Genomic DNA, 14,662 nt, shown 5'->3' on the forward strand with positions numbered 1-14,662 from the left:
GGGGTGCCGTTTTTTGTTGGGGCAGAGTGCGTTGTGCCGCGTCTCCCGTGGTGAGACCTCGACCGATGCGTGGCCCTAAACCGTGACTCCCGGACGCTTGATGGCCGCGCCCACCACGACCGGTTCGGCGCTCTCGATCGGTAATTCCGCCAAGACTTCGGTGGTGAATTGGTAGAGGTGCTCCAGGCTGGCAAACCACGCCGCCACGTTGAGGCTGAAGGCTCCGGCAATCGCCAGGGCACCGTGAACGGCCGGATGGCGAGCCAGCGCCTGGCCCACGGCCTCCAGGTGGCGCGGAGAAACCCGCATCCAGAAATTTACGTCGATGGGTAGGCCCAGGCGCGCCGGGTTTACCGCCGTTTCAAACAGGACCTGGCCGGAGGCGCGCAGGGCCGTAAGGCGGCGACGCACGGTGGATTCCGGGGCGTCGATGCGGGCGGCGATCTGCGCGGCGCTGGCGCGGGGCTGCGCGCCGAGGGCCCTGATGATTGCCGCATCGCGGGCGCTCAGGGACTCGGCGGACGGTGGCCGCGAAAACGTCTCGGGCGGGGTAAGGGCCCGGCGCTCTTCGGCGCTGAGCACGTTGAGTCGCCAGTTCCTCGCCTCGGAGAACACGTGCAGAATCGGGTGGGCCGCGACCGCGGTAATCGCGCCGGAGGCGGGGAGCTGGCGCGCCACCAGCTGTCCGGCCACGTCGGACTCGGCGATCAACACCGCCGCCAGTTCATCGCCCCCGATGGACGCGTCGATATAGGGGATGTCCTCCCGTCGGGCCAGGGCCCGCCCGAGCTGGTCCAGCTTGCCGCCGAGGATATGGATCCGCAGCATGAGCGCCGTGCGAGTGGGCGGGGGAGTGCGGGCGATGATGCGCAGCTCACCCGAGTCCAGTAGAGTGTTGAGTCGCCGTCCGGCAGGTCGCACCCCGAGGCCCAGGACGGACGCGAGGTGCTCGATCGAGACGCGCGGGTCGCACTGGAGGGCGGCAATGATGCGTTGATCCGTGAGGCTCAGTGCTAAATCGCTCATGTATCTGATCCTACCGGCATATACCGCTCAGATTCTGAGCAAGATGGGACCGACATGGTCCGCCGGTCCCATGCTCAAGAGATGAGCACACACACCACATCGATCTCGTCCCTCTGTCAGCCGATCGACATCGCCCTGCGCGATGCCGGCGCACACCTCCTGACCCGTCCGCGGATCGCCCCCACCCCGACCATGTCCGCGTTTCGCGCGGCGTTCGACGCCCTGGAAACCGACGTGATGGCCATTCTGCGTCCGGCCCTGGCCGCGCTTGTGCCGGAGGCCACCTGGATTGATGAACTCGACGCCGCCGCCCTGCCGCGGGGCCGGGCCTGGCTGGTCGACTCCGTGGACGGCGCGGTGCAGTACATGCGCGGGCTTCCCCAGTGGTGCCTGACCGCGACCCTGCTTCAGGACGGTGAGCCGGTCCTGGCGGTGCTGCACAATCCGGTCCTGGGTGAAAGCTACACGGCCATGCGCGGGGAGGGTGCGTGGCGTAACGGTAATCCGATTGTTCCGTCGGAAACCGGCGATATTGCCGTGGCTCTGGTGTGCACCAGCCAGCCGCCCTTCGCCGCCCAGGATCCCGCGTCGGTGGCGTCTGCCGGCTCCTCGCTTGCGCGGGTGCTCGGCGTGGCCGGGGCCGTCCGCAATCTGGGTCCCACCTCCTGGCAGATAGCCGATGTGGCGGCCGGACGCCTGGATGGCTTTTGGGAGTACGGTGATGACCGCTCCAATCTGCTGGGGTCCGTGCTGATCGCCCGTGAGGCTGGCGCATTCGTCACCGATACCGCCGGTGAGCCGTGGACCCCGAGCTCGCCCTCGATTCTGGTGGCCACCCCGGCGCTAGGCGATACCCTGCTGGACGCCCTGGCTCGCTAAACACACAGCCCGCCCGGTTGCTCCGGGCGGGCAATGTGGCGGCGACGAACTATCGGATAATCGCGCGGCGCAGCAGGCGCCAGGATCCGAGGCTCGCGGCGATAATGGCGACGCCCGCGGCGATGGCCAGCCACCAGGGCTCAAACGCGGCGATAATCTGGGCGGCCTGGGGAACCAGGATCAGCACGGCCACGACGAGCACCAAGCCGATGCCGATGCCCAGCAGGATCGGTCCACGGTTGCTGAAGCGAATCCAGGCGGCCCCGAACACCCCGGCCACGGTCAGGATTGACAGCACACCCAGGAGAACGATCACAAAGGTCGCGAACAGGTTGCCCGTGCCGAGGATCGCGATGTCAAAGATGTAGAAGCCCACAAACCAGTGGTTGGTCGCCAGTTCCAGCGCGGCCAGGACGGTCAGCACCACGGCCAGGTAGGTGGCAATCACCAGGTTCCACAGCAGTGTGCCCAGGGTGAAGGCCCGCCGGGTGGCCCCCAGGGTGATCGCGAACCGGAACGTGGTCGCGGTCGAGGACACACCCATGTAGCCCAGGAACCCACCCAGTGTCCAAACCAGCCCGGGGTTGGATCGGGAGCCCTCGATCCACCCGGTCGTTCCCGGCTGGCTGCCCGCCCGCCAGAAGATCAGCGAAATCAGAATCGATAGCACCGCGACGATGCCCACGTAGAGCACCGGCACCCCGAACGTCATCCGCTTTCGTGTGAGGTGCAGTTGAGTAACTGCGAGCACTGAATTCATGGTGGGTCCCTTCGTGGAGGTGGCGGGAATGAGCGTCTGGGCGGAAGCCTCGAGTACGGTCATGCTGCCACCGCCTCGGCTGCGGAATCGCTGCCAAACGCGGTCACCAGATCGGCCACGCTGACCTCCTGGATGCGCGCCCCGGCTCTGTCTGCCCGGTCGATGAAGGCGGCGTCGGCGGTGCCGCGAATGGTGGCCGAGGCGAGGCCGGGGACCGTCTGGAGTCGCAGGACCTCGCGATCCGCGACCAGCTCGCGAATGGCATCATCTCGTCCGCTCACGGTGAAGGCGAGACGGGGAATCTCCTCGATATCCGCGTCCAGCAGGATTCGTCCCGAATCCACGATCAGCACCCGGTCAAAGAGAGACTCGGACTCTTCAACGTGGTGGGTGGAGAGGATCACGGTGCGTGGGTACTCGGCCACATCGCGCACCAGGGCCTCATGAAAGTAGCGGCGTGCGTTGACATCGAGCCCGAGGTAGGGCTCATCCATCAGGGTGAGCGGAGCGCGAGATGCCAGCCCCAGCACGATGGCCACCGCGGAGAGCTGGCCGCGGGAGAACTTCTTCACCGACTGATCCAGCGGTACCCGGAAGCCCGCGACGAGCTGCCGGGCAAACTGCGCATCCCAGTGGGGGAGGAAGCGCGGGGCAATGGTGAGCACGTTGCGCACGGTGAAGTCATCGGGGTAGCGCTGATTATCGCGCACCAGGTTGATCCCGGCCAGTGTGGGGGCGTGTTCGAACGGGGAGTGTCCGTTGACGTGGATGCTTCCCGCGCTGGGCAGATCCTGGCCGGCGATCAGCGAGAGCAGCGTCGTTTTGCCCGCACCGTTGCGCCCCAGGAGGCCGCAGATGCTGCCGGCGGGCAGGGTGAAGGATACGCCGTCGAGTGCGGTGTGTGAGCCGAAGCGTCGGGTGACGCCGTCGAGGACAAGATGGTCGGTCATGAGGGTTCCTTTGCGATGGTGTCGCGGACCAGGCGCTCAATCTCGGTGGGGCCTAGCCCGAGCAGGTTTGCTTCGCGAACCAGGGGTTCAACAAAGTCGGCGCGGAGTCGTTCTCGACGCTGAGCGAGCAGGAGCTCTCGAGCGCCGGGGGCGACAAAGATGCCGATTCCGCGTTTTTTGTAGAGGGCGCCCTGTTCCACCAGGAGGTTGACGCCCTTGGAGGCGGTGGCCGGGTTCAGATCAAAAAACACGGCCAGGTCGGTCGCCGAGGGCACCGCCGATTCCTCCGGGTAGGTTCCGGAGACGATGTCATCGGCGAGCCGTGTGGCGAGCTGCTGAAAGAGGGGAGTGGTACCTGTGAACACACCACCACTCTAGTCCATTAGTTGACTAATGGACCAGTGGGCCGAGGAATTTCTTTTGGGAATGTTTTCTCCGGCTGCCGGGTTGGCCTGGGTATGACTGAACCCATCAAGGTAGACATCTGGTCCGACATCGCGTGTCCGTGGTGCTTCATCGGCAAGCGCAAGTTTGAGGCGGGCGTCGCCGCCTTCGCCGCCGGTTCCGATACTCCGGTCGAGGTGGAGTATCACTCCTTCGAACTGGCACCGGATACCCCGGTTGGCTTCGAGGGAAGCGAACTGGACTTCCTGGTGAACCACAAGGGCATGCCCGCCGAGCAAATCACCGAGATGCTGGGGCGCGTGACCGGAATTGCCGCCCAGACCGGCCTGGAGTTTAACTTCGACAAGCTGCGTCACACCAACACTGTGCTTGCCCACCAGGCGCTGCACTTTGCCAAGGCACACGGTAAGCAGCGCGAGCTCGCCGAGGTGCTCTTCCGGGCATACTTCACCGACGGAAAGCACGTGGGAAACATCGCCGACCTGGCCGAGCTGGGCGCCACCGTGGGATTGGATGCCGCGGAGCTGACCGCCGCCCTGGAATCCGACCGCTATCTGGCGGATGTGCGTGCCGACCAGGCGCAGGCGCAGGGATACGGAATCCAGGGCGTCCCGTTCTTTGTGATCGACGGCAAGTATGGGGTGTCCGGCGCGCAGGAGGCACAGGCGTTCGAGCAGGTTCTCACCCAGGTCAGCGCGGAGCGCGGCGCATGAACGGCCCCTTCACGCTGATCGGCGACCCCGCGGCCGAGGCCTGCGGACCCGATGGCTGCGCAATCCCGGTTGATCATCCCGCACGCATCTCGGCGGGCGAGCCCGATGCGACGGCACCGACAGCGGAATCGGCGGCAATGCTCGAGGGCTAGCGTCACCATATAAAAACACCGTGTCACCCCTACTGGGGGACACGGTGTTTTTATGTGCCGAGCGACACGCCCGGAGGTTAGAGGCTGCCGAGAACATCCAGACGCAGCTGGGCGATCACGGCGACGATGATGTAGATGGCCAGGGTCAGCGGGATGATCCAGGAGAGCAGGGCGCCGGCCACGCGGCGCACACCCGCACCGGCGGGGATGTTGCCCTCGCGCAGGTTGTAGAGGGTGACCGACAGGAACGAGGGGATCATGACCGACCAGGTGAGCATGCACCAGGGGCACAGGGTGCCCAGGACGAAGATCGACTGGGTGATCAGCCAGATCACGAATACGATGCCGCCGAGCATGCCCACGTTGAAGACCACCCAGAACCAGCGCGGGAACCGGGCACCGGCCAGGATTGCCACGCCGACCACGATCGGTGCGATCCAGGCACCGAGGCCGATGATCGGGTTCGGGAAGCCAAAGACCGCGCCCTGCCACGAGTTCAGGTTTGCCGAGCACTGAACCAGCACGCTGACGTCACACCCCAGAGCCTGGCCGGGATTGGTGAGCGCGTGGAATTTTTCGACGGTGAGTTCAAAGGCGGCAAACCATCCCACGAGGCCGGCCACAATCAGGAAGATGGCGAGCAGGCGTGGTTGACGCGTCGTTTCGGTGCTGGTCATGCTCGAATTATGACATAGCGATTTGGGAAAAATGCGAAGGTCATTCGCATGTTGATGCCTCCCGCGTGCGATAATGAGAGCTGTGCAGGTTTCGCCGCGCGAAACCTGGATGAACGAAGGCTTGTCAGGTGCCGAGCGCGCCTGATGCGCGAGTGAGCGTTGGGAAACGCCCCCGCAAAGCGATCCGAGCCACGGGGCCGATCGCTGTAGTGCATAGGATTTGGTGAGTTGAACGCCCAGGCGTAGAGATTCGCCCAAGATTCCCGGATGGTAGCGCGGCTACTAATCGGATGAGGAGTGCACCAGTAATGGTGAATAAAAACAAAAATGAGGCAGTACCTGCCGGCACTAATGACGCCACAACCGATGGGGTTTCGGAGACGAACCCCCCGGTGACCGAGGAAGCCTCGTCGCGTGCCCCGCGCCGGGCTCGCGCATCGCGCCGAGTGAGCGCCTCCGCCGGTGCGGCCACCGCACCGAGCGACGCCGTGGTCACCACCGAGGCATCCTCGGGTGCCGCACCCGAGGTTCCCGCCACGTCTGCGGTTTCGTCGTCGGCGGCCGCCACCGAGACTCAGGTCGATGAGGCCAGCGGCGCACAGGCCGCCGGTGTCGAGCCTGCGGGTGCGGAAGCCGCCGAGCCGGCGGCACCGCGTCAGCGTCGTCGGGGTCGCCCGACCAAGGCTGAGCAGCAGGCCAAGGCGGAGGCCGCCGAGGCCGCCGCACGTCAGGCCGCCGGGGCCGAGGGTGCCGCCGAAGCGGTGACCGGTTCCGAGTCGCCCGCCGGGTCAGTGCCTGCTGAGTCAGTGTCTGCCGGGTCAGTGCCTGCTGAGTCAGTGCCTGCCGGGTCTGCGTCTGCCGGGTCAGCGCCTGCTGAGGCTGTGTCTTCGTCTGCCGAGTCTGCGACCGCGGGTTCCACCGCTGTAGCCGCCGAGGCCGCCGCTCCCGCGGCCCCCGAAGCCGCCGGTGCCCCGGCTGCCGAGTCGTCCGCCGCTGCCTCGGATGGTGCCGAAGCCGCTGCCGAGCCCGCCGCTGCCGAGACAGCCGTCGTGGAGGTCCCTGCGGCCCCGCGGATTGTCAGCCCGCTGCCGGTGCCGTTTGTGTCGGCACCCTCCACCGCCCTGATCTTCCTGGCACCGGACCTGCCCCCGCTGCCCGCCCGCCCCGCGCGAGCCGAGTTTGAGCCGGAGGAGGACGAGGAGTACTCGTCCACCCGTCGCCGCTCGCGTCGTCGTGGCGGCAACCGGGACAACGCTCGTGACGAGCGTCCGAGCGCCCGCGATAACGTTCGCGACAACCCCCGTGACGGTGGCCGCGATGGCTACCGTGAAAACTCGCGTGACACCTACCGTGACGGCGATCGTCGCGAGAACACCCGCCCAGCACGCGAGCCGCGCGAGGCCGTGCTGATCACCGAGCCGCAGAAGATCAAGGGCTCGACCCGCCTGGAGGCCAAGAAGCAGCGCCGCCGCGACGGTCGCGATGCCGGTCGTCGCCGCGCCGTGGTCACCGAGGCCGAGTTCCTCGCCCGCCGCGAGGCCGTGGATCGCACCATGGTGGTGCGTGAGAAGAACCAGAAGATCCAGATCGGCGTGCTCGAAGACAAGGTCCTGGTTGAGCACTACGTCGCCCGCAACGAGGAAGCCTCGCTGATCGGCAACGTGTACCTCGGTCGTGTGCAGAACGTGCTGCCCAGCATGGAGGCCGCGTTTGTGGACATCGGGCGCGGTCGCAACGCCGTGCTCTACTCGGGTGAGGTCGACTGGGAGGCCGCCGGTACCACCGGTAACCAGCCCCGTCGGATCGAGCTCGCGCTCAAGCCCGGCGACAAGATCCTGGTCCAGGTCACCAAGGACCCGGTGGGTCACAAGGGTGCCCGCCTGACCAGCCAGGTCTCGCTGCCCGGTCGCTACCTGGTGTACGTGCCCAATGGCTCGATGTCGGGTATCTCCCGCAAGCTGCCGGACACCGAGCGTGCCCGTCTGAAGAAGATCCTCAAGGCCGTTCTCCCCGAGAACACCGGCGTGATCGTCCGCACCGCGGCCGAGGGTGCCACCGAGGAGCAGCTGACCCTGGATGTGAACCGCCTCACCTCGCAGTGGGCGCACATTTCCGAGCAGGTCAAGAAGGCCAACGCCCCGGCCCTGCTGCACAGCGAGCCCGACCTGCTGGTCAAGATCGTCCGCGACGTCTTCAACGAGGACTTCCAGTCGATGGTGATCGCCGGAGACGATGCCCGCGAGATCATCACCAGCTACCTCCAGCAGGTGGCTCCGGACCTGGTCGATCGCGTCGAGCGCTACGAGGGTAGCAAGGACGTCTTCGACGAGTACCGCATCACCGAGCAGATCGAGAAGGCCCTGGACCGCAAGGTGTGGCTGCCCTCGGGTGGTTCGCTGGTCATCGACCGCACCGAGGCGATGACCGTGATCGACGTCAACACCGGTAAGTTCGTGGGCTCCGGCGGAAACCTTGAGGAGACCGTCACCAAGAACAACCTGGAGGCGGCCGAGGAGATCGTTCGTCAGCTGCGACTGCGCGACATCGGTGGCATCATCGTGGTTGACTTCATCGACATGGTCCTGGAATCCAACCGTGACCTGGTGCTGCGCCGCGTGATCGAGTGCCTGAGCCGCGACCGCACCAAGCACCAGGTGGCCGAGGTCACCTCGCTGGGTCTGGTTCAGATGACCCGGAAGAAGCTGGGTCTGGGTCTGCTGGAATCCTTCAGCGAGCCCTGTGAGACCTGCGCCGGCCGCGGTGTCATCGTGCACCACGACCCGGTTGTGAAGCACAAGCAGACCCCGCAGCCCGAGCAGCGTCGTCGTGGCAAGGGTGGTGCCGGTCAGCAGCAGAACACTCAGCAGCAGAACGGTGGCCACAACAACGGTGCCGCTCAGCAGCAGCCCGCCGCCAAGGCCGCGACCCACGCGATCACCGATGATGCCAAGAACATGCTGGCGCAGATTGCCGCCAGCACCATCGCCGGAACCCACGAGCACGAGGGTGCCGCCGAGGCTACGGCCGAGGCCCCGGTGGTCGAGGTGCGCAAGAAGCGTCGTCGCGGTGGAAAGAACCGTGACTCGCAGCTGCTCCTGGAGCAGACCGAGTCGCCGGCCGCCGAGCTGGCGGCCCTGCTGCAGCCCGTGACCGAGCCCGCTCCGACCGAGTCGGCCACCCCGGCCGCCGCCGAGACCGCGTCCGCGCCGGTGACCGAGGATGCTCCCGCCGAGCGTCCCGAGCGTCCGGCCCGCGGTGGCCGCGGTCGTGCGAGCCGTCGCGGCGGACACGAAACCCTGCCGCTGCTGGACATCCCGCTGGAAGCGGTTCGAAAGAACCACAAGGTGGACGTCAAGGTGGCCGAGGATCTGCTGGGTTCCGTCCTGGACGCCCTGCCCGAGCCCAAGCAGCCGGGTAAGGGACGCAACCGTAACCGTCGGGTCAGCACCCAGGCGCTCACCGGTACCCCGGTGCGTCACGACGGTGAGGCTCAGCCCACCGCGGAATAGGCACAAAAACGGCAATCGCCGCCCCGGCTTCGGGGCGGCGATTGCCGTATGTTCGGGGGATTAGTCCTCGCGCAGGAACCCGTTGGAGTGGGTGGCCAGCGCGTAGGCAAACTCGTCGGCGATGCTGAGCTCGCGGTTGGTGACCCACTGCTGCTGGAGCCCGTCGGCCAGGGCGATCAGCGCGCGGGCGTCGCGAGCCCGTTCGGGCAGCGGGCGTGTATCGCCCCGCATCTCCAGGAACTCGCACAGCTCGTCGGTGATTCGGGTGTAGCGTTCCCGGAAGTACGCCGCCGCCGGATGTTCGGGGGAACTCGCCGCCGCAGACATCGTCACAAACAGCTCCACCAGTCCGGGGCGCGAGGTGTTGGCCTCCAGGATCGCAATAAAGTCACGGATCGGGTGCTCGGGGGTGATGGTCGCCCCGTCAACCTCGTCGCGTCGCTGAAGAATCTGCACCAGCAGGTCCTCGCGGGATTCGAAGTAGTGCATGACGCCGGCCAGGCTCAGTTCACAGCGCGCGGCAACCGTGCGCAGCGAGGTGCCGCGGTAGCCCTCGTCGGCAAACACCTCGAGCGCCACGGTGAGGATCTTTTCGCGTTGTCGGGTGCCTTTGGGGGAGAGGGGAGTGCGATCAGACATTGGCCCATCGTATATCAGACAGGGGGTTTCGGAGTAAAACCGTTCACTGTATGCTTTTGAATGTCAGCGTCGACCAAAAGGAGCATCGTGACACACGCACCACTTCCCACCGACGCCCCCGCACCCGGGGGCGAACCCGCGCGTTTTGACCGTAAACTCGGTGTTCTGCTGGGCACGCTGCTTCCCGCCAACATCGCGATGTTCATGGTGTGGGGTGCCACCGCCTCGCTGCTGCTCTCGTTGCAGATTCAGGAGATTGACCCGAAAAACAAGGAGACCAACCTCTCCCTGGTCCTCACCGTCGGTGCGTTTTGTGCGATGATCGCGCAGCCCCTGGCCGGCCTGGTGTCCGACCGGACCCGCAGCCGGTTTGGTCCGCGCGCCCCCTGGATCGTGGGTGGCGCCCTGGTGGGTGGCCTCGCGCTGGTGGGTATGGGGCTCGGCACCTCGGTCTGGCAGATCATGATCGCCTGGATCGCCGTGCAGATCGCCTATAACTTCGCCCAGGGTCCGCTGAGCGCGGTCATGCCGGACCGGGTTCCCCGGCCCCTCCGCGGAACCTTCTCGGCGATCATCGGCCTAGGGCTCATGCTCGGCATGGTTGGCGGCCAGATGGTGGGCTCCCAGTTCGCCCGAAACATCCCCGTGGGCTACGTGTTCTTTGCCGGAATTGCGCTGGTGGTGCTGACGCTGTTTGTTGTTCTGAATCCCGATAAGGATAACCGCGAGCGCCCCCGCGAACCGTTCAACCTGAGGGTCTTTTTGAGCGGGTTCTGGGTCAACCCGGTCAAGCACCCCGACTTCTTCTGGGCCTTCACCGGAAGACTGCTGCTCAACGCCGGTTACCTCATGGTCAGCACCTACATGATTTTCATCCTCCAGGAATACATCGGGGTCAGTAAGGAGCGCGCAATCGAGCTCACCCCGCAGTTTGCGCTGCTGAGCATGGCGGCCCTGCTGGTCTCCACGCTGGTGGCCGGGCCACTCTCGGACAAGCTGCGTCGTCGGCGTGTGTTTGTCATGGTCGCGGCCGGGATCCTTGCCCTGGCCCTGTTGGTCCCGCTGCTGATGCCCAATGAGGGCGGCATGGCGCTTTTCTCCCTGGTGTCCGGCTTTGGATTTGGCGTCTTCCAGTCGGTGGATACCGCGCTGATCAGCGAGGTGCTGCCCAGCAAGGAGGATTTCGCCAAGGACCTCGGCGTGATCAATATCGCCGCCACGCTACCGCAAACCCTCGCGCCGGCCCTCGCCGGGATTATCGCGCTGAGTTTTGGCTACGCACTTCTCTTTCCGATCGGCATCGTCCTGGTTATCCTGGGCGGGCTTGCCGTGATTCCTGTTCGTTCCGTTCGCTAGCTAGTACACCCCCTGAAAGGTCATCATGTCACAACACCCGCAGACCGAATCGATCCTTGCTGGACTCACACTCGAACAGAAGGCTTCGCTGCTCAGCGGTGCCACATTCTGGGAGACCGAGGGGATTGAGGATGCCGGCGTGCCCTCAATTATCGTTTCCGATGGACCCCACGGCGTGCGCCGTCAGTCCACCGGAGGCGACCACCTGGGCCTGCTCGACGGCGAGCCCGCCACCTGTTTCCCGCCCGCGGTGGGCCTCGGATCCAGCTGGGATCCCGAACTCGTCGAGCGCGTGGGCGAGGCCCTCGGCCGCGAGGCGCAGGCCAAGCGGGTGAGCGTGCTGCTGGGCCCGGGCATCAACATTAAGCGCGACCCGCGCTGTGGCCGTAACTTTGAATACCTCTCCGAGGACCCGCTGCACGCGGGTGTGCTGGGCAGTGCGTTTGTGCGTGGCGTGCAGTCTCAGGGCGTGGGCACCTCGCTCAAGCACTATGCGGCCAATAACCAGGAGACCGACCGCCTGCGTGTCAGCGCCGAAATCGACACCCGGACCCTGCGTGAGCTCTACCTGCCGGCCTTCCGCCGCGTGGTCACCGAGACGCAGCCGTGGACCGTGATGTGCTCCTATAACAAGATCAACGGCACCTTCGCCTCCGAGCACAACTGGCTGCTCAACACCGTGCTGCGTGATGAGTGGGGTTTTGAGGGTGTTGTGGTATCGGACTGGGGTGCTGTGCGTGACCGTGTGCCCTCGCTGGCCGCGGGCCTTGACCTGGAGATGCCCACCACCGTCGGGCGTACCGACGCCGAGGTGGTGGCCGCGGTGAAGGACGGTTCGCTGGATATCGCCGTCGTGGACACCGCCGCGCGACGCCTGATCGACCTCGCCCTGAGCGGCCAGCAGGGCCTGTGGGAAAACGCCGAGCTCGATGTGGACGGACAGCACGCTCTCGCCCGCGAGATTGCCGGGCGCAGCATCGTCCTGCTGCGCAACGAGGACGCCATCCTCCCGCTGACCCCGGGTGCCGGCCCGGTCGCCGTGATCGGTGAGTTCGCTCGTACTCCGCGCTACCAGGGTGCCGGAAGCTCGCAGATTGTGCCCACCCGCCTGGATAACGCGTTGGACGCCATTCGCGAGATCTCCGGTGAGGACGTGCCGTTCGCCGCGGGCTTCACCCTCGATGGTGTTGCGGATGCGGCACTGGCCGACGAGGCCGTGCGTGTGGCCGCCTCGGCCGAGACCGTGCTGTACTTCGCCGGGCTGCCCTCGAGCGCCGAGTCCGAGGGCTTTGACCGTGACGACATCGAGCTGCCTGCCGATCAGGTTGCGCTGCTGGAGCGTCTGATCGAGGCCAACCCCCGCATCGTGGTGGTGCTGAGTAACGGTGCCGTGGTGCGCGTCTCGGACTGGAACGAGCGGGTGCCCGCACTGGTTGAGGGCTGGCTGCTCGGCCAGGCCGGCGGCGGCGCGATCGCCGATGTGCTCTATGGCGCGGTCAACCCGTCGGGTCGCCTCACCGAGTCGATTCCCGAGCGCCTGCAGGACGTGCCCGCGTTCACCTCGTTCCCGGGTGAGCAGGGGTCGGTGCGCTATGCCGAGGGCCTCTATGTGGGCTACCGTCACTATGACACCCGCGAGGCTGCGGTGAGCTATCCGTTTGGATTCGGGCTGTCCTACACCTCGTTTAGCTACGACCACACGGCCGTTCGGGTGGACGAAGACACCGTTCACGTGAGCGTCCAGGTCACCAACACCGGCAAGCGTGATGGTCGCGAGGTGGTTCAGGTTTACACCGGCCTGCCCGGCGCCGAGGTCTCACGTCCCGTGCACGAGCTGCGTGCGTTTGCCTCGGTGGAGGTTCCCGCGGGTGAGACCCGCGAGGTCGCGCTGAGCTTCCCGATTTCGGAGCTGGCATACTTTGCACCGGTCGCCGACGCGTGGAGCGTTGAGGGGGGAACCTATGTGGTTGAGATCGCCGCGTCCTCGCGTGACATCCGTGCAAGCCTGGAGATCCAGATCGAGGGCGACCCGTCGCCGATCCCGCTGAGCATCAACTCGACCCTGGGTGAGTGGCTCGCCCACCCGATTGGCGCTCCGATCCTGAATGCGGCCCTCGCCGAGGTGCTGGCGTCAACCCCGGCCGTGGGAGCGATGCTGAACGACCCGCACATGCGCAAGATGGCCGAGCAGATGCCGATGACGCAGGCCGTCTCCTTCGGCGCGGTCACCACCGAGCAGGTGCAGGCGCTCGTGGCCGCGGTGGAGCAGGCTAGCGCCTAGGCCTCACCGCATACGGTGCGGGGCGACATCCATTTCGGATGTCGCCCCGCTTTGCCGTCTAGTGGTTCTGCAGGCTGTGCGATTCCGCTCGTGCCAGGCGACGCTCGCGCTCGGTGATCCGCAGGCCGCTGGCGATCAGGCGACGGGTCAGCGTCTTGGGGGAGACCGGGGTGGCACCGGCGGCGATCAGGCTCTGGTAGACCCGGGCCGGGACGTCATAGTGGTCCAGGTCGAACCCACGGCGCGGAATCTCATTCTCGGCGGCGAAGGTGTGCAGCTCGTCGAGGGACTCATCGCTGACCAGGTGCGACCAGAGGGTGCCGTGGTTGGGCCACATCGGGTCATCAATCAGGATTGTCATGTCACAGAGTCTAAGCAGATGACGCTCCGTTTCATTCCCGGTTGTCACCGAAAACACGCCGGGCGACGACACGAGCCCGAGGGTATTTGGTAAGCGGGCGTTAATCGGCTAACCTTGAACCTTGGAACGCGTGTGCTTATCCCACACGTAAAACCAAAGTTTTCTGACAGCCGTTACTCTGATCCCACTGGGTTCCGGCAGGGCAGTGACACTCAGATATGCACGTAATCGGAGCTCAGCTCCCCAGAGAATAGGTATCTACAGTGGTTTACGCAGTAGTACGCGCCGGTGGCCGGCAGGAAAAGGTTGAGGTCGGCTCGATCATCACCACCAACCGCATCGCGGGCGACAAGGACGGGAACGTGCAGCTTGCTGCCGTTCTCCTCGTAGATGGTGACAAGATCACCTCCGACGCCAAGTCGCTTGAGAAGGTCGCCGTGACCGCCGAGGTTCTGAACGACCTCCGCGGCCCGAAGATCGTCATCCAGAAGTTCAAGAACAAGACCGGTTACAAGAAGCGTCAGGGCCACCGTCAGGAGCTCACCCGCCTCAAGATCACCGGCATCAAGTAGAGACGCTAAGGAGATCCTCTAATGGCACATAAGAAGGGTGCGAGCTCCACTCGCAACGGTCGTGACTCGAACGCTCAGCGTCTCGGTGTAAAGCGTTTCGGCGGCCAGACCGTCAACGCAGGCGAGATCATCGTGCGTCAGCGCGGAACCCACTTCCACCCCGGTGTGAACGTGGGCCGTGGTGGCGATGACACTCTGTTCGCTCTGGCAGCCGGCTCGGTTGAGTTCGGTGCAAAGGGTGGCCGCAAGGTTGTCAACATCGTGGCGGTCGACGCCTAAGTCGCGTTTCCGCTACATTATGTGAGGGGTGAGCTTCGGCTTACCCCTCACGTGTTTTCCGGGAACCTTCGGAGAACCTGCTTTCGCGCGAGATCCCGCGCAT

15 protein-coding genes are annotated in these 14,662 nt (G+C 65.6%); 8 read left to right on the forward strand and 7 right to left on the reverse strand.

Going from position 1 to position 14,662, the window contains the following annotated elements; genetic code table 11:
* Positions 1–75: 75 nt before the first annotated feature.
* On the reverse strand, positions 76–1,026 hold the full coding sequence (locus M2390_RS05500) for an Lrp/AsnC family transcriptional regulator (RefSeq protein WP_259177532.1): 951 nt from the start codon (positions 1,024–1,026) through the stop codon (positions 76–78).
* An 81-nt stretch (positions 1,027–1,107) separates the two neighbouring features.
* Between M2390_RS05500 and M2390_RS05505 the strand changes: the two genes are divergently transcribed.
* On the forward strand, positions 1,108–1,905 hold the full coding sequence (locus M2390_RS05505; RefSeq protein ID WP_259177533.1) for an inositol monophosphatase family protein: 798 nt from the start codon (positions 1,108–1,110) through the stop codon (positions 1,903–1,905).
* 49 nt (positions 1,906–1,954) lie between these two features.
* On the opposite strand, the gene M2390_RS05510 is transcribed toward M2390_RS05505, so the two are convergent.
* From M2390_RS05510 to M2390_RS05520, 3 genes are read right to left on the reverse strand one after another with little or no spacing between them, the layout of a single operon-like run.
* Entirely contained in the window at positions 1,955–2,728 is a 774-nt protein-coding gene (locus M2390_RS05510) for a hypothetical protein (RefSeq protein ID WP_259177534.1), read from the reverse strand.
* Complete coding sequence (locus M2390_RS05515) at positions 2,725–3,615, reverse strand: ABC transporter ATP-binding protein (protein ID WP_259177535.1); 891 nt, start codon at positions 3,613–3,615, stop codon at positions 2,725–2,727. The genes M2390_RS05510 and M2390_RS05515 overlap by 4 nt, the downstream gene beginning before the upstream one ends.
* A complete protein-coding gene (locus tag M2390_RS05520) occupies positions 3,612–3,980 on the reverse strand; it encodes a GntR family transcriptional regulator (protein ID WP_259177536.1) in 369 nt (122 codons plus the stop codon). Before M2390_RS05520 ends, M2390_RS05515 begins: the two co-directional genes overlap by 4 nt.
* Positions 3,981–4,073: 93 nt before the next feature.
* Between M2390_RS05520 and M2390_RS05525 the strand changes: the two genes are divergently transcribed.
* Positions 4,074–4,733, forward strand: a complete 660-nt coding sequence (locus M2390_RS05525) for a DsbA family protein (RefSeq protein WP_259177537.1) — start codon at positions 4,074–4,076, stop codon at positions 4,731–4,733.
* Entirely contained in the window at positions 4,730–4,885 is a 156-nt protein-coding gene (locus M2390_RS05530; protein ID WP_259177538.1) for a hypothetical protein, read from the forward strand. Before M2390_RS05525 ends, M2390_RS05530 begins: the two co-directional genes overlap by 4 nt.
* Before the next feature lie 77 nt (positions 4,886–4,962).
* Here the strand turns inward: M2390_RS05530 and M2390_RS05535 are convergent, their stop codons facing one another.
* On the reverse strand, positions 4,963–5,562 hold the full coding sequence (locus M2390_RS05535; protein ID WP_259177539.1) for a vitamin K epoxide reductase family protein: 600 nt from the start codon (positions 5,560–5,562) through the stop codon (positions 4,963–4,965).
* 881 nt (positions 5,563–6,443) lie between these two features.
* Between M2390_RS05535 and M2390_RS05540 the strand changes: the two genes are divergently transcribed.
* The gene (locus M2390_RS05540; RefSeq protein WP_396822690.1) at positions 6,444–9,071 is read left to right on the forward strand and encodes an Rne/Rng family ribonuclease; all 2,628 of its coding nucleotides are present in this window, start codon (positions 6,444–6,446) and stop codon (positions 9,069–9,071) included.
* Between the two features lie 60 nt (positions 9,072–9,131).
* Here the strand turns inward: M2390_RS05540 and M2390_RS05545 are convergent, their stop codons facing one another.
* Complete coding sequence (locus M2390_RS05545) at positions 9,132–9,710, reverse strand: TetR/AcrR family transcriptional regulator (RefSeq protein ID WP_259177540.1); 579 nt, start codon at positions 9,708–9,710, stop codon at positions 9,132–9,134.
* Positions 9,711–9,797: 87 nt separating this feature from the next.
* On the opposite strand from M2390_RS05545, the gene M2390_RS05550 reads away from it, so the two are divergent.
* The gene (locus tag M2390_RS05550) at positions 9,798–11,066 is read left to right on the forward strand and encodes an MFS transporter (protein ID WP_259177541.1); all 1,269 of its coding nucleotides are present in this window, start codon (positions 9,798–9,800) and stop codon (positions 11,064–11,066) included.
* A gap of 25 nt (positions 11,067–11,091) precedes the next feature.
* Positions 11,092–13,347: a glycoside hydrolase family 3 C-terminal domain-containing protein gene (locus M2390_RS05555; RefSeq protein WP_259177542.1), complete on the forward strand. Its 2,256-nt coding sequence runs from the start codon at positions 11,092–11,094 to the stop codon at positions 13,345–13,347.
* Positions 13,348–13,405: 58 nt separating this feature from the next.
* On the opposite strand, the gene M2390_RS05560 is transcribed toward M2390_RS05555, so the two are convergent.
* On the reverse strand, positions 13,406–13,708 hold the full coding sequence (locus M2390_RS05560) for a DUF4031 domain-containing protein (RefSeq protein ID WP_259177543.1): 303 nt from the start codon (positions 13,706–13,708) through the stop codon (positions 13,406–13,408).
* Positions 13,709–13,971: 263 nt separating this feature from the next.
* Here M2390_RS05560 and rplU point away from each other — a divergent pair, with 263 nt between their 5' ends.
* Together rplU and rpmA are read left to right on the forward strand one after the other, a co-directional pair.
* Positions 13,972–14,280, forward strand: a complete 309-nt coding sequence (gene rplU / locus M2390_RS05565; RefSeq protein WP_030143782.1) for a 50S ribosomal protein L21 — start codon at positions 13,972–13,974, stop codon at positions 14,278–14,280.
* A 21-nt stretch (positions 14,281–14,301) separates the two neighbouring features.
* Positions 14,302–14,559 carry a 50S ribosomal protein L27 gene (gene rpmA, locus M2390_RS05570; protein WP_030143781.1) on the forward strand — a complete coding sequence of 86 codons (258 nt, stop codon included), beginning with the start codon at positions 14,302–14,304 and terminating at the stop codon, positions 14,557–14,559.
* Positions 14,560–14,662 lie beyond the last annotated feature (103 nt).

Origin of the sequence: Mycetocola sp. BIGb0189, assembly GCF_024810155.1 — a bacterium.
GTDB classification, from domain to species: Bacteria; Actinomycetota; Actinomycetes; order Actinomycetales; family Microbacteriaceae; genus Mycetocola; species Mycetocola lacteus.